The organism is Providencia sp. PROV024 (genome assembly GCF_032709665.1).
In the GTDB taxonomy this organism is placed as follows: domain Bacteria; phylum Pseudomonadota; class Gammaproteobacteria; order Enterobacterales; family Enterobacteriaceae; genus Providencia; species Providencia huashanensis.
The window spans coordinates 3481487-3503573 of sequence record NZ_CP120545.1 but is presented as its reverse complement, the minus strand read 5'-3'; the positions used below and the strand labels follow the sequence as shown (position 1 = coordinate 3503573).

19 protein-coding genes are annotated in these 22087 nt (G+C 37.6%); 10 read left to right on the top strand and 9 right to left on the bottom strand.

Translation table 11 applies throughout. From position 1 onward, the window contains the following. Positions 1 to 227: 227 nt before the first annotated feature. The gene (gltS, locus tag P3L56_RS16160; protein WP_042848909.1) at positions 228 to 1433 is read right to left on the bottom strand and encodes a sodium/glutamate symporter; all 1206 of its coding nucleotides are present in this window, start codon (positions 1431 to 1433) and stop codon (positions 228 to 230) included. A 773-nt stretch (positions 1434 to 2206) separates the two neighbouring features. Here gltS and mdlC point away from each other — a divergent pair. From mdlC to P3L56_RS16145, 3 genes are all read left to right on the top strand, one after another. Beyond that, positions 2207 to 3832 carry a benzoylformate decarboxylase gene (gene mdlC / locus P3L56_RS16155; RefSeq protein WP_166685850.1) on the top strand — a complete coding sequence of 542 codons (1626 nt, stop codon included), beginning with the start codon at positions 2207 to 2209 and terminating at the stop codon, positions 3830 to 3832. Positions 3833 to 3950: 118 nt separating this feature from the next. Then, positions 3951 to 4715, top strand: coding sequence for an aminoglycoside adenylyltransferase family protein (locus tag P3L56_RS16150; RefSeq protein WP_129467149.1), 765 nt, complete (start codon positions 3951 to 3953; stop codon positions 4713 to 4715). A 129-nt stretch (positions 4716 to 4844) separates the two neighbouring features. Beyond that, on the top strand, positions 4845 to 5249 hold the full coding sequence (locus P3L56_RS16145) for a RidA family protein (RefSeq protein ID WP_042848906.1): 405 nt from the start codon (positions 4845 to 4847) through the stop codon (positions 5247 to 5249). Between the two features lie 115 nt (positions 5250 to 5364). On the opposite strand, the gene P3L56_RS16140 is transcribed toward P3L56_RS16145, so the two are convergent. Together P3L56_RS16140 and P3L56_RS16135 are read right to left on the bottom strand one after the other, a co-directional pair. Continuing rightward, positions 5365 to 6708 (bottom strand): NCS2 family permease, encoded by a 1344-nt coding sequence (locus P3L56_RS16140; protein WP_042848905.1) that lies wholly within the window; start codon positions 6706 to 6708, stop codon positions 5365 to 5367. Positions 6709 to 6756: 48 nt separating this feature from the next. Next, a complete protein-coding gene (locus P3L56_RS16135; protein WP_105880874.1) occupies positions 6757 to 8529 on the bottom strand; it encodes an adenine deaminase in 1773 nt (590 codons plus the stop codon). A 145-nt stretch (positions 8530 to 8674) separates the two neighbouring features. On the opposite strand from P3L56_RS16135, the gene P3L56_RS16130 reads away from it, so the two are divergent. The 3 genes from P3L56_RS16130 to P3L56_RS16120 all read left to right on the top strand — a co-directional run bounded on the left by P3L56_RS16130 (position 8675) and on the right by P3L56_RS16120 (position 11636). Further along, positions 8675 to 9601: a LysR family transcriptional regulator gene (locus tag P3L56_RS16130; protein ID WP_181468714.1), complete on the top strand. Its 927-nt coding sequence runs from the start codon at positions 8675 to 8677 to the stop codon at positions 9599 to 9601. Positions 9602 to 9821: 220 nt separating this feature from the next. Continuing rightward, a complete protein-coding gene (locus tag P3L56_RS16125; protein WP_198860881.1) occupies positions 9822 to 10715 on the top strand; it encodes a hypothetical protein in 894 nt (297 codons plus the stop codon). Positions 10716 to 10901: 186 nt separating this feature from the next. Further along, on the top strand, positions 10902 to 11636 hold the full coding sequence (locus P3L56_RS16120) for a vWA domain-containing protein (RefSeq protein WP_131680838.1): 735 nt from the start codon (positions 10902 to 10904) through the stop codon (positions 11634 to 11636). A 163-nt stretch (positions 11637 to 11799) separates the two neighbouring features. Here the strand turns inward: P3L56_RS16120 and efeB are convergent, their stop codons facing one another. The 5 genes from efeB to P3L56_RS16095 form a co-directional block, all read right to left on the bottom strand. Beyond that, the gene (efeB, locus tag P3L56_RS16115; protein ID WP_129467153.1) at positions 11800 to 13074 is read right to left on the bottom strand and encodes an iron uptake transporter deferrochelatase/peroxidase subunit; all 1275 of its coding nucleotides are present in this window, start codon (positions 13072 to 13074) and stop codon (positions 11800 to 11802) included. 11 nt (positions 13075 to 13085) lie between these two features. Then, positions 13086 to 13988: an EfeM/EfeO family lipoprotein gene (locus tag P3L56_RS16110; RefSeq protein WP_166685845.1), complete on the bottom strand. Its 903-nt coding sequence runs from the start codon at positions 13986 to 13988 to the stop codon at positions 13086 to 13088. Further along, positions 13966 to 14814 (bottom strand): FTR1 family protein, encoded by an 849-nt coding sequence (locus tag P3L56_RS16105; protein ID WP_042848952.1) that lies wholly within the window; start codon positions 14812 to 14814, stop codon positions 13966 to 13968. The genes P3L56_RS16110 and P3L56_RS16105 overlap by 23 nt, the downstream gene beginning before the upstream one ends. A gap of 11 nt (positions 14815 to 14825) precedes the next feature. Continuing rightward, positions 14826 to 15161: a cupredoxin domain-containing protein gene (locus tag P3L56_RS16100; RefSeq protein ID WP_042848900.1), complete on the bottom strand. Its 336-nt coding sequence runs from the start codon at positions 15159 to 15161 to the stop codon at positions 14826 to 14828. An 87-nt stretch (positions 15162 to 15248) separates the two neighbouring features. Next, entirely contained in the window at positions 15249 to 15806 is a 558-nt protein-coding gene (locus P3L56_RS16095) for an iron transporter (protein ID WP_042848899.1), read from the bottom strand. A 287-nt stretch (positions 15807 to 16093) separates the two neighbouring features. Here P3L56_RS16095 and P3L56_RS16090 point away from each other — a divergent pair, with 287 nt between their 5' ends. The 3 genes from P3L56_RS16090 (at position 16094) to P3L56_RS16080 (ending at position 19358) form a co-directional block, all read left to right on the top strand. Next, on the top strand, positions 16094 to 17023 hold the full coding sequence (locus P3L56_RS16090; RefSeq protein ID WP_042848897.1) for a PEP phosphonomutase: 930 nt from the start codon (positions 16094 to 16096) through the stop codon (positions 17021 to 17023). A 147-nt stretch (positions 17024 to 17170) separates the two neighbouring features. Beyond that, positions 17171 to 18505: a 30S ribosomal protein S12 methylthiotransferase RimO gene (rimO, locus tag P3L56_RS16085; protein ID WP_042848896.1), complete on the top strand. Its 1335-nt coding sequence runs from the start codon at positions 17171 to 17173 to the stop codon at positions 18503 to 18505. Between the two features lie 211 nt (positions 18506 to 18716). After that, entirely contained in the window at positions 18717 to 19358 is a 642-nt protein-coding gene (locus tag P3L56_RS16080) for a helix-turn-helix domain-containing protein (RefSeq protein WP_129467157.1), read from the top strand. Between the two features lie 620 nt (positions 19359 to 19978). On the opposite strand, the gene P3L56_RS16075 is transcribed toward P3L56_RS16080, so the two are convergent. Beyond that, the gene (locus tag P3L56_RS16075; protein WP_166685842.1) at positions 19979 to 20608 is read right to left on the bottom strand and encodes a response regulator transcription factor; all 630 of its coding nucleotides are present in this window, start codon (positions 20606 to 20608) and stop codon (positions 19979 to 19981) included. A 469-nt stretch (positions 20609 to 21077) separates the two neighbouring features. Between P3L56_RS16075 and P3L56_RS16070 the strand changes: the two genes are divergently transcribed. Further along, entirely contained in the window at positions 21078 to 22073 is a 996-nt protein-coding gene (locus P3L56_RS16070) for a LacI family DNA-binding transcriptional regulator (protein WP_166685841.1), read from the top strand. Positions 22074 to 22087 lie beyond the last annotated feature (14 nt).

Below are 22087 nucleotides of genomic sequence, written 5' to 3'. Positions count from 1 at the left end.
TCGCTATATCACTATGTTAGCGAAATCATTTAAATTAATCCGGATAAGTCATCACGTTGTTACGATGAATGTGAGCGATTACTCTATTTTTTGCTAATCAAGTTTTTCTTAGCGCAAAGGAACCAGTAAAGTTCAATAGTCTTTGAGGGGAAACGTGGGTAACTGAAAAGAAACAGAGAAGCGAGCCTATAGCTTTTTGTTATAGGCTCGCAAGTTATACTATCGTGTTAAGTAAAGTAAGTACCGATTTCAATAAAGATCTTAATTATGATGCTATTTGCAATATCAACAATAAAGGCTCCAACCATTGGAACAACTAAAAAGGCTTTATGTGATGGGCTAAAAGCTTTGGTAACTGTTTGCATATTGGCAATAGCTGTAGGGGTTGCCCCCATACCAAAGCCACAATGCCCTGCACTAATAACGACAGCATCATAATCTTTACCCATCATCTTAAAGGTAACAAAACAAGCGAATAGCACCATAACCATAGTTTGTACGGCAACGATGATTAAAACAGGCCCAGCCATACTCGCTAATTGACCAAATTTGAGTGACATTAATGCCATGGCTAAAAATAGTGATAATGCGACACTACCTAATACATCAACTGTTGGCTCAAAAACCTCATGCTTAAATACATGGGTTAATACATTACGGATAATAATACCAACAAATAAACACCACACAAAAGTAGGTAAATGCAACACGGTATCTTTAAATAATTCACTGATATATCCACCAGCGACGATGCAGATAATTAACATCGAAATGGTCTCAATCACATTATTTGCATTAATTTTACGCTTAACGCTAGGTTGTTCAAAAGCCTCAATAATTGTTTCTTTTTCAAGTTCAGTGGCTTTTGGAATAGTGACTTTTTTCAATAAATGACGAGCAACAGGACCACCAATTAACCCACCTAAGACTAAACCGAGGGTAGCGCAAGCCATCGCTAATTCAACTGCACCTGTGACACCGTATTTATCAGCCAGTATTGGCCCCCAAGCTCCTGCATTACCATGCCCACCGGTTAACGTCACTGACCCCGCAATTAAACCAATAAATGGGCTTTCATTTAATAAAACCGCCATTCCCATTCCTACTGTATTTTGAATGGTAATCAAAATGGTTACTGCGATGGTTAATAAAACGAGAGGTTTCCCTCCTTTTATTAATCGAGAAAAATCTGAACTTAACCCAATTGATGAGAAGAAGGTGATCATTAGAATGCTTTGTAGTGAAGCATCGAAAGTAAATGAATAACCTACTGTTTTATCAACGATTAATAAAATTATGGCAACAATAAACCCACCGACAACGGCTTCAGGAATATGGTTTTTTTGAAGAAATGGTGTGTATTTAACGACAAACATACCAATCAATAGCGCCAAACAAGCGACTAATAAAGTGTAGCTGGCATCTAGGATCATTATTTTACCTCAAGTTAGTTTACCAGAACTTTCACTGTTGTTATTTAACATTAGCGACAAATTAAATTACTTTGCTTAACTTTTGTTTAACAATGAGTTTTGTTTGGGTATCTATAACTTTTAGTTAACCATGATCTATAACACTATTTAGATATTGTTTTTTTCGTCGTTGAGTATTTTTGTGAGAATATCACTAATTATTTGTTTTTATGGTTTTTTTTGTTTTTGTGCCGTTTTTATATCGTAATGATAATGGTGTAAATGAGGTGTTTTTTTATCTGAGAAAGGTAAAGAGATAATCGAAAGGAATGATAAGAAGTGTGATGTGTGACATAAAAGAAAATCGCCACTAGTAAGAAAACAAAATAGTAATCTGTATGAATAATATAAGGTTTGTATCAAAAAATTAGCGTTTTAAATAGTGACAATACCGGTTTTAAATTTATGGCTTAGAATTAAATAAATAACATTATTATTAACAAAAATCACAGTTTAATTTTGTTTGTATATTGTTATTTAGTGTTTTTCAGCATCTTTTTATTATTATCATAATAGGTTAATAGTTTAACTATTTGTTTTTTATGTTAATAAAAGATTATTGATACTCATTTTTATTTTAAAGTCTTATTTTTCCTTAATATAGTGAGAATAAAATTTTTGCTATGATGTATTACTAAAGCTTATGTAAATCAATGGGGAATGTAGTTTGATCAAGGCTTATAAGATTACTCGGTAGCCCACTTAGTTATGATGATTTTTATGGAGTGTTTTAAATGAAAAAAACCATTCGGCAAGTAACATTCGAATTATTACGTAAATTAGGTGTAACAACCGTTTTTGGTAATCCAGGCTCAACAGAAGAAACATTTTTAAAAGATTTCCCGAGTGATTTTCGTTACATCCAAACTTTACATGAGTCTTCGGCTGTTGCCGCAGCTGATGGTTATGCTCAAGGTATGCGTAAGGTTGCTATGGTGAATGTACATACATCAGCAGGTTTAAGTAATGCGATGAGTAATATATTAACCGCCTATATGAACCGGACACCATTGATTATTACTGCCGGCAACCAAACGAGAGAAATGTTATTAATGGAACCTTGGCTGACAAATATCGAACCCGAAACACTTCCGAAACCGTGGGTGAAATGGAGCTATCAGCCTGTACGTGCTGAAGATGTCCCTGCTGCATTTATGCGGGCTTATGCTATGGCGTTGCAACCACCCGCAGGGCCTGTGTTTTTATCAATTCCGCTGGATGACTGGGATAAAGAGACACAAATGACGATGCCAACTGTTCGTTCAGTTTCGGAGCGTATTGGTTATGATCCTCTTCGTTTACAGGAATTTGCAACTGCTTTATCTAACGCTGAAAACCCCGTTTTGATTTACGGTTCAGCAATTGCAAGGGGACAAGGGTGGGATGTGGCTATTCAATTGGCTGAAAAAATCAATGTACCAGTCTGGTCTGCTCCTGCATCCGAACGGCCTCCATTTCCTGAGGATCATCCTTTATATGCTGGTGGATTGCCTTTTGCGACAAAGCCATTATCAGAAAAACTGAAAGGTCATGATTTAGCTATTGTGGTCGGTGCACCCGTTTTTCGCTACTACCCTTATGTTGCGGGAAGCTATATCCCTGATGGTATGCGCTTATTGCATATTACAGATGACCCTATTGAGGCGGGGAGAGCCCCTGTTGGTGATAGTTTATTAAGTGATGCCGTTTTAGCGCTGGAAGGGTTGCATCAATTGGTGATGCCAAGAAAAATGGCTAAAACAGTGGTTAAGCAACCGCATGGTATGGCTCCTCATTCTACAGCAGAGACTCAGAACACTTCGGAAATATTAAGTGCCTCTCAGTTATTCCGCGCTCTGAGAGAGGTTTCCCCAGAAGATACTGTACTTGTTGAAGAATCCCCGTCTAATTTAGGCGAGTTACACCATGAATGGCCGATAACGTTACCCGACTCTTTTTATACATTTGCGAGTGGTTCGTTAGGTTGGAATTTACCCGCGAGTGTTGGTATTGCACTAGCAGAGAGAGACAGTGGGCGGCATCGTCCTGTGATGGCAATTATTGGTGATGGTTCAATGCAATATTCTATTCAGGGTTTATGGAGCGCAGCTCAACATAATTTACCGATTGTTTTTGTGATACCTAAAAATAATGAGTATGCGATTTTAAAATCATTTGCGGTACTCGAGAAAACACCGGGGGTACCGGGGCTTGATATTCCAAACCTGGATATAGTTGCATTGGGTAAAGGATACGGTTGCAGCGCGGTAAGGGCTCAAACCGTTGATGAAGTCAAAAAAGCCTGCCAAGAAGCATTCAATCGTAATGGACCCACGGTGATTGAAGTTCCTATTTTAGCGTCTATTCCTCCACTTATCTAATTAACAAAAATAGTCCCTAGAATGGGGCTATTTTTGCCTATCTTTTATTGCAATAATAGCTAAATTAGCGTCACTCATGTGGAGTTAGAAAACATTATAAAAAGGTTTTTAGAGCGTTATGAAAAATTCATATCAGGTAGCGCAAACATTGTCGATTTTACAACGGCATCTTTGCGATTCATTGATTGCCGTTTATCTTCATGGTTCAGGCGTGTCTGGCGGTTTAAAGCCGGCAAGTGATATTGATATATTAGTTGTCATTGATAAAGAAATGACTCATGACCAGAGAACGCTACTGGTTTCTGATTTTATGGTAATTTCTGGGCTTTATCCTAGCGATCCTCAAGGGCGTCGGCCATTAGAAATAGCTGTTTTTGTTTCAGGCGAGTTAGCCTCTCTTTCATACCCAGCAAAATGTGAACTAATGTATGGGGAATGGTTACGGCAAAGTATTGAGCAAGGGCAGTTGGAAGGTCAAGTTTACGATCCTGAATTTACTTTGATGTTAGCGCAAGCACAGCAAGAAGCTGTTAGTTTATGGCAATCAAAAGAATATCAACTCCCTGTTGTTAATGAACAGCAAATAAAGCAAGCGATGTTAGATTCTCTCCCTAATTTATTGTCATCTTTAGACAGTGATGAGAGAAATGTTTTACTGACATTGGCTAGAATGTGGAAAACCATGGAAACTGGGCAGTTTGTGACAAAAGATAAAGCCGTTGATTGGGTCATAAACCGGGTTCCGGATGAACTACAACCCATCCTAATAGGTGCCAAAATGGCTTACTTAAATGGCATCCCAACTGATTGGATAAAGAAAAAAATTGAAATACAGAAGCTAGCAAAGTTTATGGAACTCGGTGTCATGAATAGTTTTAAATAAACTTTATCAATATATGTAGCTTTAAATGCGTTATTTGTTTCAACAGATAGAATTTGTCTGATACTTAGATACTTCAATAGAATTTTCTTTATAATTTACAGTTGGTTGATATTTTAAAACGGATAAAAAATGACAAAAAAATTAATTAACCCTAAAACGGTATTTAACTCTTTGCAGTATGGCTTTAGCCAAGCAATAGAAACGAGTGGAACACGCCAATTATTTTTATCGGGGCAGGTTGGTGTAAATGCTGAACAAGAGACTGTAACTGGTGGGATGTATGAACAAACAGTTCAGTCACTGATTAATATTGAGCATGTATTACGTGAAGCGGGTGGGGATTTATCCCATGTCGTGATGTTACGTATCTATATTAAAGCAGGTTATGATAGTGACGAAGAGCAGCTTGCTATTACAAATGCATTAAAAGAAAAGTTTGGTGAAATGCCTCCCGCCTCTTCTTGGATTATTGTGACAGGCCTTTCATTGCCAGAATGGCTAATAGAAATAGAAGCACAAGCGGTATTAAATTAGTGTTAGCTTAATTAAAAAAGGCCGCTGATTATGAGCTGACCCCAGTCATTGGGTAACCAATTTCTGGGGTTCACGTCATTATTTAAACTCTGGCCTTTTTATCATTCAGTGAGTATTAGTGTTTTACTAGTGTTGAGAAATAATACACGAGAGGGACTGCTAGAATCCATAAACTGATAGGGATCTCGCGCCATTTACCAGCAACAGCTTTAATTAAAATATAGAATAACAACCCGCCAGCAATCCCTGTTCCAAAGCTATTGGCAATTAAGGTGATCATCACCATCATTAAAACAGGTAACCCATCAGTAAAGTTGCCTAAATCAACTTTACGTAGACCACTAAACATATTTAGACCAATCAAAATTAATGCGGGCGCGGTGGCTTGTGCTGGGATCATTAATGCAATAGGGGTAAATAATAACATTAATAAAAACATAAATGCTGCGGCAAGAGCTGTCATTCCTGTTTTACCACCCGCTTCAGCGGCTGCCGACGACTCTATTAATGCTGTTGCAGCTGGAATGCCGACCATTGGTCCTAATGCTGCTGCGATTGAGTCAACGATAAATGGGCGGTTTATATTCGGCATATTACCTTCTTTATCTAATAGGCCTGCTTCGCCGCCAACGGCTAATGTTGTTCCCATGGTAGAGAAAAATTCAGCAGCAAAAAAGACAAATAAGAAGGGTAAAAATGCAATATTCAACGCACCAATTAAATCAACTTGCCCAAGAACTGGTGCGATAGAATGAGGAACACCAATAAAACTTTCAGGTAGTTTTGTGACACCAAATGGAATACCTAAAATAGTCGCAAATAAAATGGCCCATAATATTCCACCGGGAATTTTACGCGCTTGTAATGCGATAGCGACAAAAAAACCTGCAAGGGCAACTAAAGCACCCGGTGAAAGGAAATCACCTAACATTAATGCATTAGTTTTTGGATTGGCTAATACTAGCCCAGCATTGCGAAAGCCTAATACAGCAACAAAAAGCCCAATTGATGCAGTTAATCCGAGTTTAATTGATTGGGGTACTGAACGAGTTACTACTTCACGTAAGCCGAATTTGGTTAACAGAAAAAATAAAATACCAGACCAGCACGCAATACCTAACCCTATTTGCCAATCTATTCCTTCGCTGCCCGCTAGGGTAATACCAACGAGTACCGACCCGCCAATTCCAGGACCCACAATAAAAGGTAAATTTGCATAAAAAGCCATTAATAAGCTGGCAAGCACAAAGACAATAATGGTCCCTGTTGTTGCAGCGCCTTTATCCATTCCACCCGCGGCTAATAAACCAGGAATTACCACCAATAGATAAGCGGCAGCTAAAAAGCCCGTGATACCCGATAAACACTCAGTTTTAATTGAACTTCCGCGTTCTTTTAATGCGAAGCGTTTTTCTAACCAACTCCCTGATGTTGGCGTATTTATTGAATTTTCAGCCATTAATAGGCTCTCCTGTCATTATTTTTGGTATATTCGTATTTTTAGTCATTAGTGCTCGGAAAAATGAAGAACGGCATCAACAAGTTGACGTGTTGTTCCATCTGTTAATCCTAAGTCGGTTAAATGTGGCCCTGCATTACAGGCTAGACAAGTTCCTTCTATCGCTTTGAAAACACGATAAGGCGGTTCCCAGTCAGCAATTTTATGGCTTAACTCACGTAATTGACGGAACTGCTCGGCGAGTTCTGAGGCGGGTAAATCCGATAACATGCCCGCAATTGGCATAGCTACATGGGCTAAAATTTGTCCATTTTGGACTAAGGCCATGCCTCCACCGCTTTCTATCAATAAATTGGCGGCAATCGCCATATCCTGTGGGTCACGACCGAGCACGACAAGGTTATGAGAGTCATGTGAATAGCTAGTAGCGATGGCGCCGCGTAATTCACCCCAACCTTCGAGCAGGGCAATCTGTGGTCGTGCATCATGACGCCCATGGCGGTGCTGAACGCGAATAAAACTAAAATTATCAGGAAGTTGTACTATGCCATTAGTAACTTGCACATCAACTTCTCCCCATTGAGTAAAGCGGGCGCCATGGATATGCCGCAATCTAGCTATTCCGTTATTCACTCCATCAATTTTAAGTTGGCAATCATCCGCGGTAATTGGGGAAAGATGCATAGTATCTCGAGGTGGTAAAATATCTGATGGAGAACTAATGGCATGTATTAATTTGCCTTTTTCTGCAATTTTTTTACCTGCTACATAAACGGCTTGTGCTTTTAACGTTGTCAGTGAGTCAAAGAGTACGAAGTTAGCTTTTCTGCCTGCGGCAATTAAACCAAGGTCATTACGTTGTAAGCGAATAGCCGCATTGAGTGTTGCAAAGCGCAGTGCATCAGTTGCTGGCATGCCATATTCAATCAATAGGTTGAGTAAAGCGATAATACCACCTTTTTCTATCAGCATATCGGGTGGAACATCGTCGGTACAGACTGTGATTTGCGATGATAAATGGGGCAATGATCTCAGTGCATTCACAATGTCAGGGAGTAAGTAGGGATGGGAGCCTCGAATTTCTAAAGTAAGGCCCGCTCTGAGTTTTTCCAGCGCGTCATCTGCGGAAGTTAACTCATGGTCTGAAGTAACGCCTGCGGCGAGGTAAGCCTGTAATTCGGCACCTTTTAACCCTCGAGCATGCCCTTCTATTAATTTACCGGATTGGAGCCCTGCATTCAGCACTTCCTCCATTTTTTCGCTGCCATTGAGTACGCCATGCATATCCATAACCTCGGCGACCCCCCGCACTTCAGGCCAACTAAGCATAGTTGACATTTCTTTGCCTGCGAAATCTGCCCCCGACATTTCCAACCCTGGCGTAGATGGGACGGATGATGGTGCAGCAACCATAACGTCTAAAGGTAAATTACGACTAGAGTCAATTGCATAGCGGACTCCCTCTAATCCTAATACATTAGCAAGTTCATGGGGGTCCCAAAAGACGGCAGTTGTCCCTTGAGTTAGAACGATTTCTGCATAACGAGCTGGTGGAAGGTGAGAACTTTCTAAATGGACGTGAGTGTCAATTAACCCAGGTGAAATAAAATAACCCGATAAATCATGAACTTCTTTTGCATCAGTGCGTGAACCTGTTGGGTGGACACTTGCAATCAAATTATCTACGATACCGATATCTGCGGAGCGTATCTCGCCTGTTACCATATCAACGATATTGGCTTGTGTGAGTAAAAGGTCAAAAGGAATATTGCCTTTTGCGGCTTGAATAGCATTACGCCGAGTTTGCTCTGTTATGTTCATAAAAATACCATTTATATGATTTATGGTTGCTACTTTATGAGCAAGGCAAACGTTTGCCAAGATGATAAAATTTATCAGGCTATAAGAGAAGGTTATGATAGGATGAATATTCCATGATTATTCAATCTGCAGACAATTAACGATTATGACAGAACCTTGGCAACGGCTGCCGGCACTGACGCTCAAACAATTACAGTATTTTGTCACTTTGGCAAAGCTGCGTCATTTTACTGAAACAGCTAATCGTTTAGCTGTAAGTCAGCCTGCACTTAGTAGTGCTTTACGGCAAATTGAATCTGTTTTAGGTGGAAAGCTAATTAATCGAACGGCATCATCAGTCACATTAACGGAACTAGGTGCTGCTATTTTACCTCATGCACAGCAAATCCTCAGTGTGTCGCATCGTGCATTTAGTGATATTCAAAAAATCATCGAGGATGGTGGTGATGGTATAGTGCGTATAGGGCTTGTTCCTTCTGTGAGTTCATTAGTATTTCCATCTGTTCCTGAACAATTAAACCAATTATTTCCTAGATTAAAAACCGAGTTTTATGATCAAACTAATGACTCACTCGTGAACCAGATAATTAATCATGAAGTTGATTTTGGCATAGGGGTTCTAGACAGTTCAGTTCCACAAGAGCTGAGTATTTCCCCATTACAAGATGACCCTTTTGTTGCTGTTATTCATCATGATGACAGGTTAGCGAACAATGAATTTCATTTACCTTGGAAATTACTGAATAATCGCGACATTGCTGTATTTTCTAAAGGGAATATTCAACGTTTAGTTGCTGCAACAGTAGAAAGCCATCGGCTCAAATTAAATATTCGTTATCAAGTTGATTATATTGAAACTCTATATGGTTTAGTTCGTTCTAAACTAGCTATTGCCATCCTACCTCAACTTTATACTGTTCATTTACGTGACCCTGAACTGAAAGTATTACAACTTCAGCAGCCTGAATTAACTCGTACAGTCGCTTTAATACGTAATAATCAGCCTCTTACACCAATGATGGAGGATGTTTATCAAGTATTATTAAAAGTATTACGTGGTCATAATGGATAATATTTAAACTATTTTAGGGTGTTGATTGCAACAAAATAGATAGTTAACAGTAAATTAGTTAGTTAAAGCACTTATCGTAAAGTTATTTTTATCAATATCAATTAATAATATACTGTTAGCATTGCTGGTAATATTTAAAGTGAGAGATAACCCCCCTCATTCAGGTGTAACATTCTGATTATTTAGAATAACTATAAAATTATCATTTGGAAATAATATTATGAAAATCATCCTAAAAATTATTTGGTTTATTGCCGCAGTCATATCTATTTCTGCTTGTGATGATTTTCAGGCGTTAGATGGAAAAGGTAAATTCTATTACACTAACCCTAGTACAGATACAATGACCTTTAAGTTAGATGGTAAAGCTTATGATATTTTACCGGATGGGAAAGGGGTTATTCTAATTTCTAGTGGGTTACATCACTTAGAAGATGAAAAAGGGCATATAACTGACTTTTTTGTTTTTGAAAATAATTCAGGTGGGATTATTAACCCAAATCAGTTTGTTTATTATACTTTATCTGAAGTGTATGCGGTTGATGGTAAAGAAAATAGGTTTCAGCCTGCTAGTTACCCTGTGACCATTAATGGTCATGAGTTAGAAATGCCTATTCGAAGCTCAAATGCCACGATCATTGATGCAAATATATTTAGATGTAGTTACCCTGTAGGGGAAGCATTTCCTGAGTCAATTACCCTTTATGACGATAATTTAGATGGGAATATTAAATCTAAGTGCTTTGATAAGCTTGAATTAATACAATATATAAAAAATGAATATAACAAAAACCTATTACCTCAGAAAAATCATCATGTTTTTTTAGATTCCGTGAATATAGATTTTATGTATGTAGAACCCACCGCTGATTTTGCTAATGCTAATGTGCAATTAAAAGCAGAAAAACTAGTAAAATTGGTTGCAAAGCTGAAAGATTCTGATGATGCTGATATACATAAAAAACTGAATGAAGAATTCTATCAAGCGACAACTGAATTAGTTCATGAATATGCGCAGAGTTCTGCATCTAATACCGTTTCTGAAAATGTGAAATATAATGAATTTATCCAACAAATTAATTTACTCAGGGAAAATGGTATTTGGGTAAGGTAAATTTAACTTATTCTAATTACAGTGATATTTCTACACATAAGAGCTGATTATTTAGTAATGGTTCGTCTCATTCTGAATTAAGAAAATGCTTATTAAGTAAGCAGAGTAATCTTATTTGAAATAATAGTAGGAAAAGAGACATTGGATATGGAAGTCTTTATATCAACCATACCAAGGAACTCGGCAATGAACCTATCAAAGCAATCTGTTTTTGCTGTTATATCAGCAGCATTTTTATTGTTGTTCACTACTGTTGCAAGTAGCAAATCAGTTGTCGAAATTAAGAAAGAACCTGATGTTTTAGATCTCGTTTTTATTCTCGATAAAAGTGGATCAATGTCTGGTTTCGAATCAGATACTATTGGCGGCTATAACAGTGTTCTTGCTGAAAATAGAGACAAAAAAGCCAAAACTTACATTACGACACTGCTATTTAATGATAAAACAAGCCTGCTCTACAATAGGGAACCTATTGATAAAGTAGCTAATTTAACGCTGGATGATTACCCAGTTGGCGGTTATACCGCACTATTAGACGCAATTGGGGAAGGCATCGAAAAAATGCGTGAAAATAGAAAAGTGACTAAAAATAATAATGTTCTATTTATCATTATTACGGATGGTCAAGAAAATAGCAGTCGTAAATATTCTCAAGCTAAAATTAAAGCGATGATTAAATCAGCGGAAACGGAAGATAAATGGGATTTTATTTTCTTAGGTGCAAATATTGACGCAATTTCTGAAGCTGAAAACATTGGCATTAAAGGTGCTAATGCGACGGGGTATGTCCAAGATGGTACGGGATATGATAAAGCTTATCGTGCTGTCAATAAAGCGGTTGAATCAAAGCAGATGTCTGCACCAATATCAGAGGATTGGAAACAGGAAGTTGAAGCGGATGTGAAGGAACGCCAAAAATAATAAATGCAGTAAAGCCTAAACAACAGTGATGAGTAGATAATATTTAGGTGATATAGCCAATGGCTAGTGATTAAGAATATTAATTGTAAATGGTAAAAGCCCCTCAGTAATTGATTGTCTAACTACTGAGGGGCCTTTTACATGATAGGAGAGTTAAATCACTTTATTTGGTTTGTTTTAATGCTGTAAACATTTTTTCAGCAAGATAACCTTGTGAATTTTTTACCCCCGGCAAGACGAAGTAGTACCCACCACCGAAAGGCTTTATGTATCTCTCTAGGGGTTCACCATTGAGACGTTTTTGAGTATCAATAAAACCCGTTTTTAAATTTTGTTGAAAAGATACAAAGATTAGCCCCATATCTAGAGCACCAGACTCTGTTAAGCCTAAAGAATAGCTGTAACTTCTGCGCCTAAGCTTGGCAGTATAACGTTCAGGATTACGAGGCTCAGCACGGCGCATATGAGAGTCAAACAATATACGATCGCCATGTGGGTCTTTTTCAAAGGCTGGATCATCATGTTCATTTTTCATCCCTATTGGTGCTCCGGAGTCTTTATGACGTCCAAAATCGTTTTCTTGATCTTCTAATGGCGTTCTATCCCAAAATTCAAGATTGAAGCGTATTAAGCGCACGGCTTGGTATGTACCGCCATCACACCAAGAAGGTTCTTTACTTCCATCTGTTATCCAAATCAGTTTATTCATCAATGATGTGTCAGAAGAGGGGGCATTGCCCGTTCCATCCTTAAAACCGAACAAGTTAATTGGAGTCGAGTGATTGTCGATATCTCGTGCAGGTAAGAAGCCGTCAATTTTCCATAATGGGAAGCAATAGGGAGATACATGGCGTAAAATATCCCTTAATGCATAAATAACACTTTCTTGGCTGTTGGCACATATTTGTAGTAAAAAGTCCCCACCACACCATTTTTTCTCTAGCCTATCGTTAGGGAAACTCGTCATTTCACTGAGGTATTTAGGTTTAATTTTGTTGAGACCAAATCGGTTATCAAAAAGGGAGTTTCCTAGGGCCACAGTGATAGTGAGTAGGTCAGGTTGCAAATGTGTCCCGAGAATACCGGACTCAGCTGGAGGCATTTTATCATTTTCTGTTGAAGGCATTGTTTGTGGTTGGGTAAGGTATGCAATGCGCTCGGTTAACAAAGCGAAAATAGTTTGTAGTTCTTCAACAGTATTCGACGTAATATTGAAAGCGATAAATGAGGCATTTTTAGGCTCGGGTGTTAATACACCGGCTTGGTGTTCTCCAAGATAATTAACCGCTTTATTGTAAGTGGGTTGGCAATCAGCGAATTTTTCTTTAGCTTTTAAAGTTGGAATAGTTAAAACCGCGCTACCAATAGCGAAAGCTTTTAATGCATTTCTTCGTGACATTCCTGTTGCTTGCAAAATACTTCTAGGTTTAGCTTGCATAAATTTATGCCTTAATATTTATAGTAAACATCAACATCGAGCTGAGCCCGTAACTTTGCTAAAGTTTCGGCTTGTTGAGTGAGTAATGAATAAAGTGCCATTTTGTCTTGTTGTTTTAGCTGGCTATAAGGTTGATATGTGCTATCAGCCATATAATATGGCTGCATGATTTTATTGATCCGTAGAGTATTTTTTTGTAATTGCTTAAGTGTATTCTTTTCAATAAAAGGTTGAATAACGTTGATGATTTCTTGCGAACCTTTTAAGTTAGCAGCAATATCGGTTAAATCAGATAAGCTGTAGATATTTTCTTTACCCTCTAATTTTGTTTCTAGGATCATTTCAATAAAGTCAGCGGAAGCCTGTACTAATTTAGGGATCTCAATAGTTTCTGTTGTGACTCGTTTATGCAAATCGCGCCCTTTAATGAGTAACTCTTCATTAGCCGCTAATGCTTGTGTTGGATTTTTTGCAGCAAATAATTGGTATTCAACAAGATGAAACCCAGTAAAGCGATAGTCTTTTTCTTTATCGAGAAAATAATCTGCCCTAGGGTTAATGGTTCTATCTGTGTTACCGAATAACACTATAATTGGACGAACAGTCTCGTAGTGTTGATGGGCTATGATGTAAGCGTGTTGAGCTGCCGATAGCTTCCCTTGTTGTAAATTTTGCTGTAGTAACTCTAGCTGGATAACCATTTCTGCTAATTCAGCAGTGATAAAATTCATGTAGGTATGGATTGAATCTTGGTATTTCTCTGGAGTGGGGATATCCCCTTTAGCAATAATGATGTTATCCCCAGTCTGTACTGGGGACCTTAGTGCTTTGCCATAACTTAATGAAGGAACAACGACCCCTAATATTAAGCTAAAAAATAACCATTTGAATTTATACCTTAGCAAGCTGCACATTTTTTTTGCTCCTTGCAAATAGCGGTATCACAATTACCCAATAGAGAATAAAGGTTATTACACTTAGCCATATCGGTTGTGAGCGATAGGCAAAGAAAGAGGAAATAAAATTCCCCGCAATACCTGAATCATCCAGTAAAGCGGTAGTATCCCAAGCGGGATAAATTAAAAACTCGGGGATAGCAAAATCATACTCAATCAGCAGGTTAGCACTTTCTTCCACCCCTTTTAGTAGAAGTGATAATGCAAGGAAAAGTAGGATCACCCCTGTAACTTTGAAAAATATAGCCCAAGAGATTAAGCGATTGGTCAATAAAAAAGCGTAAAGGGTCAGGGCAGCAATTGCGATTCCGCCAGCGACTTCGATAAAGAATTCAGATGCATTATTGGTTGTTAATGACATAATAAAACTAGAAAGGAATACCACAATTTCACTCCCTTCACGGGCAATTGCGATGGCGATAATGAGTGAAGCTCCCCACCAGTTATGGTGTGCAGCATTGCGGTTAATCCCCGACTCAATTTCTGCTTTCATAGAACTACCGTGTTTATTCATCCAATAAACCATTTGGACGATAAGAACACAGGCAAGTAATTCCATAAAGATCATAAACAATGATTGGCCTGTATCATCGAGGACGTTAAATACGCCATAGATAAGCAGTGCAAGCAATATGGACATTGCTAGCCCAAGGGCAACGCCCCCCCATAGGTATTTCATGCCATTACGAGCATCAGGGTGACGTTTTATCCACGCATAGATGATACCGATAACTAAAAGCGCTTCAAAACTTTCTCGCCACACAACAAAGAGAACTTGCCCCATGTTACATCCTTTTATTTAGCAATGATCTCGCCTTTCGGGTGAGAAAGGTGAAAGTCATCGAAGAAGCTATAAGTACCTGGTTTTAGCGGCGCAATGACAACAACAGAACTTGCGCCTGGCGCTAAAACTTTTTCTTTTCTCAATTGAATACTTTCAAATTCAGCAGGTTCTGTACCCGTATTTGTGATTTTAATGCGAATAATTGTTTTGGCGGGGACTTCGAGCACTCGAGGAATGAGGTCTCCATTTTTCATTTCTAATTCGACTGTGAATTTTTCTGCCGCAAGTGAATATTGCGGCGTAATAGTGCAAGCAATAAGCAGTATAAAGCTCAGTATTGTTTTCATCTTGGCTTATCCATTTTAAGCGCAAATAAAAAAGGGCTTGCGTGGAAAAGATTCCCCGGTTAAGCCCTTAACTAATTTGGTGAGAAATTAGTAACTACCTTTACGACCAATACCCGCGTAGTCAAAGTCCCAAGAGACTTCAAAGGGCTGGAACCAAGGAGCGACACCTGTTTCTTTATCAATATGGCGACCAAAGGCAACATCTTTATTGTGTGAAGGTGGATAAATTTTGTAGACCACACGATATTTACCATTACCGTCTAATTTGATGTTTTCCCCATAGTGAGGGCCATCACTCGCTACCATTGGCATAAACGTACCTGTTTGCGTTTGTGGTTTATCACCAAGTTTTGTAACGGAATATTCGATTGTTAGGTAAGGGACCCAATCGCCTTCGGCGAAGCCATTCGGATTATCTTCAACAGCATGGATATCAGCTTCTAAATGAACATCTGCTTTGTCTGCGGGTAAATGAGACATTGCATGGTGACCTTCTTCAGTATCCATTGTGATGGGTTGTAAATAGACCCCTTGGATTTCCATTCCATTTTTGATCACTGGGTGGCCAAGTGGATATTCTTGAGCGAATGCAGCGATTGAAAATAGCGTGAGACCCGAAACAGCAGCTTTGTATGCGAGTTTCATTATTTCGTCCTTACCATAAGTAATATTGAGTCGTAATGATAATCATTACTATTGGTAAAAAACAAGCAGTAATTTTAAATGGAATAGGCATTAAAAGGGTAAAAGTACACTTTTTTTATAAAAATCTATATGTTAGAAAAAGTTATTATTCTTAAAAAAATAACTTATTCATAATGTGTTCTATTAGGCAGTTTATAATTTTATACATGATATATTTCGCTGATTGTTATGAAATTAGTTAAAGTTCTTTTAATAAATTCTTTTGATTGATAAAGAAAGGGACAACTATGCAAAAACGTTATCTTGATTGTTCAGCCTCAGAGATTGCCAAGCTAAGTAAAAAGACGCTATTAGAGTCAATTAAGGCCAGTGAGGGGCGGCTATTGGTTTCTGAAACCATTGGCACTATTCAACCCGTATTAATGACAGTCACGAATGCGGAGCTAGCCGCGAGTCAAGGTGCTGATATTTTGCTGTTAAATGTTTTTGATGTTAATCAACCTATTCTACAAGGGTTACCAGAAGGAACGGCTCCTGAGGCGGTGATTCGCACTCTTAAGCATTTAACGGGTCGGGCGATCGGTGTGAACCTCGAACCAGTTCCAGCAGGGTTTAATAACCCAACGCAAGATGCACAGTGGAAAATATCGGAAGGGCGCTTGGCAACAGTAAAAAATGCACTGAAATTAAAAGAAATGGGGGCTGATATTATTGTTCTAACGGGCAACCCCGGGAACGGTGTTACCAATGAAGAAATTAACCAAAGCCTTAAAGAGCTTAAAGCCGTGGTAGGCGAAGATATTGTTCTTATTACAGGGAAAATGCATGCAGCGGGTGTTTTGAATGCTTCTGCTGAACAATTAATTACGGAAGATGATATTCGGGCATTTATTGCCAGTGGTGCTGACATTATTTTATTACCAGCGCCCGGTACCGTCCCTGGGATTTCATTAGAATTTGTACAAAAAATGGTTGGTTATTGCCATTCTCAAGGGGTTATGACAATGACAGCAATTGGAACCTCCCAAGAGGGAGCTGACTTACAAACGATTAGGCAAATTGCGTTAATGTGTAAAATGGCAGGGACTGATTTACATCATATTGGCGATTCGGGCTACAACGGAATTGCATTACCAGAAAATATTTTAAATTATGGTATTGTGATCCGTGGTGTTAGGCATACTTACTCGCGAATTGCCCGTTCAATCAATCGTTAGTGCAATTTATTTTCTAGTTAAAAGGGCTATTCTGATTGGCTCTTTTAGCTTTAAAAATTCATTATTATCGCTAAAAATTTATACAATTCCTTTTCTTCTTCAGGTAAAATTTCGCCCATTTTTCTAAAATAATAAAAGAAGTGAGTTATGTCGCAAAATACTAATTCGGTGCCTAAAATTGGCTTCGTTTCCCTTGGTTGCCCGAAAAACCTAGTTGATTCAGAACGTATTTTGACTGAGTTACGCACAGATGGCTACCAAGTGGTGCCAAGTTACGATGATGCAGATTTAGTCATCGTCAATACCTGTGGTTTTATCGATAGCGCAGTACAAGAATCGTTAGAGGCGATTGGTGAGGCGTTAAACGAAAACGGCAAAGTTATAGTGACTGGGTGCCTCGGCGCAAAAGAAAATCAAATTCGTGAAGTTCATCCAAAAGTCTTAGAAATCACAGGCCCACATAGCTATGAACAAGTACTAAACCATGTTCATCACTATGTCCCTAAACCAGAACATGACCCTTTCTTTAGCTTAGTTCCCGAACAAGGGGTTAAACTAACGCCTAAACATTATGCTTATTTAAAAATTTCGGAAGGGTGCAATCATCGCTGTACTTTTTGTATTATTCCTTCAATGAGAGGGGATTTAGATAGTCGTCCAATTGGTGATGTATTAAATGAAGCGAAGCGTTTAGTTGCATCTGGCGTAAAAGAATTACTCGTGATTTCACAAGATACTTCTGCGTACGGTGTTGATGTTAAACATAGAACGGGGTTTTGGGATGGGCAGCCAGTAAAAACCAGCATGGTTGGTTTATGTGAACAACTTGCTTCTATGGGGGTATGGGTGCGTTTACATTATGTGTATCCATATCCACATGTTGATGACGTGATCCCATTGATGGCTGAAGGAAAGGTATTACCTTATTTGGATATACCTTTGCAACATGCTAGTCCAAAAATCCTCAAATTAATGAAACGTCCTGGGGCAGTGGAAAGGACATTGGAACGGATTAAGCGTTGGCGAGAAGTTTGCCCTGAGTTAACGTTGCGTTCGACTTTTATTGTTGGCTTTCCAGGGGAAACCGAGGAAGATTTCCAAATGCTATTGGATTTCTTAGCTGAAGCTAAGCTAGATAGAGTCGGGTGCTTTAAATATAGCCCAGTAGAAGGTGCGAAAGCGAATGAGCTTGAGGATCAAGTACCTGAAGAAATTAAAGAAGAGCGCTACCATCGTTTTATGCAATTACAACAACAAATTTCAACGCAGCGTTTACAAGATAAAATTGACAGTACAATTTTAGTGATTATTGACGAAGTTGATGATGAAGGGGCTGTTGGGCGTAGTATGGCAGATGCACCTGAAATCGATGGTATGGTTTATCTAAATGGTGAGTTTAATGTTAAGGCCGGTGATATTGTTAAAGTTAAGGTCGAACATGCTGATGAATATGATTTATGGGGCTCGATAGTTACCGATTAATAACTTATTGATTAGTACATTTTATAGCCTGCTTAAAGATAAAAAAAGCAGGCTATTTTTATTCATTGATGGCGAACTATTCGATTGCGGGTGGTAAATTGATGTAGATCAATGGTGAAAAAACTATCAATAAATAACTTGATCTAGAATATAAAAATTAAATGGGAAATTGACATAATCAAATAACTCTTATCGAAGAATAAGGATGACTATGTCGGCTCATTTAATATTTCCAACAGCAATATCGAATAAATTTAATCATTATAATTCAATTGATTATGATTTTATGATGGACCTTGTTAGTGGGACCATCATGGATGGATTATCGCCATTATATAATTTCAACATCGATGTTTCATGCATTAGCACGCAGGGCGAAACGCTATGGCTAAGTAATGAATCGAAAGGCGCTTTTGAAATTGCAAACCTATTATTAGGGGATATGACTGAAGGTGCGAGAACAAGGTTATTTGCCAGCCCAATTGAGTTACATGGTACATTCTATTATTTAGCCCCTGTATATTGGCCTACCGATGAACTATTCCTGATCGTGGCTTTTTCAACCGTTGGAGATAACGGTAATCTTCTGCTCGCGCTAGCTCAATCTCTTGCTAGAGAAGCAAGTGAAAAACTAAAGTGTCACTATTATTTGCAGAAAATACCGTATGAAGCGAAAGGGGAACAACGTTTTGCTAACATGGATATTCAATCTGTTGAAAAAGAATTGATTATTGAAGTCGCGCAAGCCTGTAAAGGTAAAATCCAACAGATGCATCAGGTGCTCAATATGGGGAGAACAACGCTGTGGCGTAAGCTAAAACAATATGAGATCAATATTAAAGAATATAAGTAATCTATAGCCTAGTTGTATCACTGCATAAAGTCAAAAAGAGTGCGCTTCTGACTACTCTTATGGCCAGTCATGAGCCATAAAAATAGTGAAGCGCAAAAGAATTAGCCAATATTGTGATCGGTCGTATGGAAAGGCAGATTTGGCTTACCTCTCTGTACTGCTATCAGATGTATTGGAATAAAGAGAAATGAAAAAGTAAGCTCATTATGACGAAGTAGATGAGGTATGTATGTTGTAAAAAGCCTTATTTTTTTATATTTTCGCTCGAAGGAATTGTTAGCAAAAAGCAACAGATTTCATAAAAATATGTTATATAAAATATTTTTGAACAGTAGCTTAATAAAGCTTAATTCTATCATCTTATTAGATAAATTCGGAAGGTTATCATTACGACTGAAATTATTAATTAACTTAAGTGGCTCTTTAGTCAAATATAGTGTATTTGTATTTTTTCTGTAATTTATGAATTTTAGTTATTATTTTTAAATATACAGGATTTTAATCTATATTTATCTTAGATTATATAGATTAATCATTTTTAAGGGAGAGAATTTCTGATGGTTTAATATTAAACCATCAGAAATAATAATTTACATAAGAAAGGAAACATATCATATAGATTAAATATGTTTAGGATAGGTATTGATATAGTCGTATTCTTGAATAAGCTGAGGAAGTGATTTAATACCTAGTTTTGTATAAATATTAGAGCGATGAACCTCTACAGTTCTAGGTGATAAAGAGAGTTTTTCTGCCGTTTCTTTACTCGTATTACCTTCTAATATCATATCCATGATTTCTCTTTCTCTAGTCGAGAGGCGAGCAAACTTATCAGATAGGTAGGTATATTTTTTGTGCTCTTCATGCATAGAGACGAACAGTTCTGTTGCATTACTAATAGCATTCAAAATTTCAATATCTTTGAAAGGAAAAGGGAAAAAATCAAAAGCTCCAGATTTAAAGCTTTCGCGACACAGATTGATAGAAGGCTCTTCAGTAAGAACAATAAATGGCACAATACCGAAATTGCTACTTATATTGTTTAATCTATTAATACGGTTCTCATCATTATTTAAGAATAATAAAATACATTCTTTCACATTGCTCTCGAAAGGGTAAGTATAATTACTCATAAATGTTTCTTCGTTATTATAAAATTTAAAGATAAAACCAAAAGATTCCATCATTAATTTCAGCTTATTCTTAAAGACATTATCACTATCTATGATTACGTGAATGGTGTTATTCATCACCATACTCCTGTTAAACTGATTTGATATTCATATTAATTTGATAAAATACGTAGATAAATAAACCGAAAAATGAATTTCACGGTAATATTTTCTACTGATCGTTGTTCTTTTTATTAATGTATTACTGACCTTAATTTATATTAAAAATATCATCTAGTTAAATTTAATATAAAAATAGAAACAATGGTTAAAGTTTGTGTCAATGCGTAAGATTCGATTAATGTTATGTAACATATTAGGTGGTTTTACTTGTTTAACGAGTTTTTTCCCTAACAAAATATATAAAAAATTTATAAGTTCTTCCAATAATATCGCAAATAGCTAATCATAAAAAGTTTAAAATGTGGGGCTGAGCGAAGTTCTGTTAAGTATTTATACTTGTTTTAGATTGATTAACAGTGGGTGCTTTTTATATCTAACATGCTAAAATTTATCCTCGACCTTTTTTAATGAGTGAATATACTTAATGGCTTCTTTAAAAGATGTAGCGCGACTAGCAAATGTTTCATTGATGACGGTATCAAGGGCAATTAATAGCCCTGGCTTACTCAAACCTGAAACATTGAAACAGGTTCAACAAGCTATTGAGTCACTTAATTATGTCCCAGATTTTTCTGCTCGGAAGATAAGGGGGAAAAGTTCAAAAATTTCTACAGTAGGTGTTTTAGCGCTCGACACAGCGACAACTCCATTTTCAGTAGAAATGATCCTTTCAATAGAACAAACAGCAAGGCAATTTGGTTGGAGCAGTTTTGTGGTTAATATCACATCAAGTGAAGACAGCGAAAGAGCGGTTCGCCAACTATTGTCCCAACGTCCTGATGGTATTATTTATACCACAATGGGGCTTCGAGAAGTCTCTATTCCAGAAACGCTACATAATAACCGTCTTGTTTTAGCTAATTGTGTAGATAAAGAAAATAAATTTCCGGCCTATATACCAGATGATTTTAATGGCCAATATAATGCAGTTGAGCGTTTAATTGATAAGGGATATCGCCATCCATTGTGTCTTTATATCCCACAAGAAACATTGGCTGGGAAAATTCGCAGTGAAGCAGTTGAGGCGGCGTGGAATAATGCTAATTTACCTAAACAATCTTTAAAACAATATCATTTAGAACTAGGTGATGAACATTATTTGGATGTTATAAATTTAATCAATCGCCACTTTAAAAATAAGAAACCAGATTTTGATGTCGTCATTTGTGGAAACGACCGCATTGCATTCTTAGCATATCAAGTGTTGCTTAGCCGTGGATTACGCATCCCTCAAGATATTGCGGTGCTTGGTTATGATAATATGATTGGTGTTGGGGAATTATTTTACCCACCATTAAGCACTGTGGTATTACCGCATTATCAATTGGGGCAACAAGCCGCTTTACATATTATAGAAGAACGCCAGTTAGATGGGGTTCAATACGTTGCATGCGACTTGTTAGAACGTAACTCATTTTAATATGAAAATATTTA

Excerpts from the sequence above, each read along its gene's own strand:
- gltS (WP_042848909.1), bottom strand. The coding sequence starts at position 1,433 with ATGATCCTAGATGCCAGCTACACTTTATTAGTCGCTTGTTTGGCGCTA.
- mdlC (WP_166685850.1), top strand. The coding sequence starts at position 2,207 with ATGAAAAAAACCATTCGGCAAGTAACATTCGAATTATTACGTAAATTA.
- P3L56_RS16150 (WP_129467149.1), top strand. The coding sequence starts at position 3,951 with ATGAAAAATTCATATCAGGTAGCGCAAACATTGTCGATTTTACAACGG.
- P3L56_RS16145 (WP_042848906.1), top strand. The coding sequence starts at position 4,845 with ATGACAAAAAAATTAATTAACCCTAAAACGGTATTTAACTCTTTGCAG.
- P3L56_RS16140 (WP_042848905.1), bottom strand. The coding sequence starts at position 6,708 with ATGGCTGAAAATTCAATAAATACGCCAACATCAGGGAGTTGGTTAGAA.
- P3L56_RS16135 (WP_105880874.1), bottom strand. The coding sequence starts at position 8,529 with ATGAACATAACAGAGCAAACTCGGCGTAATGCTATTCAAGCCGCAAAA.
- P3L56_RS16130 (WP_181468714.1), top strand. The coding sequence starts at position 8,675 with ATGACAGAACCTTGGCAACGGCTGCCGGCACTGACGCTCAAACAATTA.
- P3L56_RS16125 (WP_198860881.1), top strand. The coding sequence starts at position 9,822 with ATGAAAATCATCCTAAAAATTATTTGGTTTATTGCCGCAGTCATATCT.
- P3L56_RS16120 (WP_131680838.1), top strand. The coding sequence starts at position 10,902 with ATGAACCTATCAAAGCAATCTGTTTTTGCTGTTATATCAGCAGCATTT.
- efeB (WP_129467153.1), bottom strand. The coding sequence starts at position 13,074 with ATGCAAGCTAAACCTAGAAGTATTTTGCAAGCAACAGGAATGTCACGA.
- P3L56_RS16110 (WP_166685845.1), bottom strand. The coding sequence starts at position 13,988 with ATGTGCAGCTTGCTAAGGTATAAATTCAAATGGTTATTTTTTAGCTTA.
- P3L56_RS16105 (WP_042848952.1), bottom strand. The coding sequence starts at position 14,814 with ATGGGGCAAGTTCTCTTTGTTGTGTGGCGAGAAAGTTTTGAAGCGCTT.
- P3L56_RS16100 (WP_042848900.1), bottom strand. The coding sequence starts at position 15,161 with ATGAAAACAATACTGAGCTTTATACTGCTTATTGCTTGCACTATTACG.
- P3L56_RS16095 (WP_042848899.1), bottom strand. The coding sequence starts at position 15,806 with ATGAAACTCGCATACAAAGCTGCTGTTTCGGGTCTCACGCTATTTTCA.
- P3L56_RS16090 (WP_042848897.1), top strand. The coding sequence starts at position 16,094 with ATGCAAAAACGTTATCTTGATTGTTCAGCCTCAGAGATTGCCAAGCTA.
- rimO (WP_042848896.1), top strand. The coding sequence starts at position 17,171 with ATGTCGCAAAATACTAATTCGGTGCCTAAAATTGGCTTCGTTTCCCTT.
- P3L56_RS16080 (WP_129467157.1), top strand. The coding sequence starts at position 18,717 with ATGTCGGCTCATTTAATATTTCCAACAGCAATATCGAATAAATTTAAT.
- P3L56_RS16075 (WP_166685842.1), bottom strand. The coding sequence starts at position 20,608 with ATGAATAACACCATTCACGTAATCATAGATAGTGATAATGTCTTTAAG.
- P3L56_RS16070 (WP_166685841.1), top strand. The coding sequence starts at position 21,078 with ATGGCTTCTTTAAAAGATGTAGCGCGACTAGCAAATGTTTCATTGATG.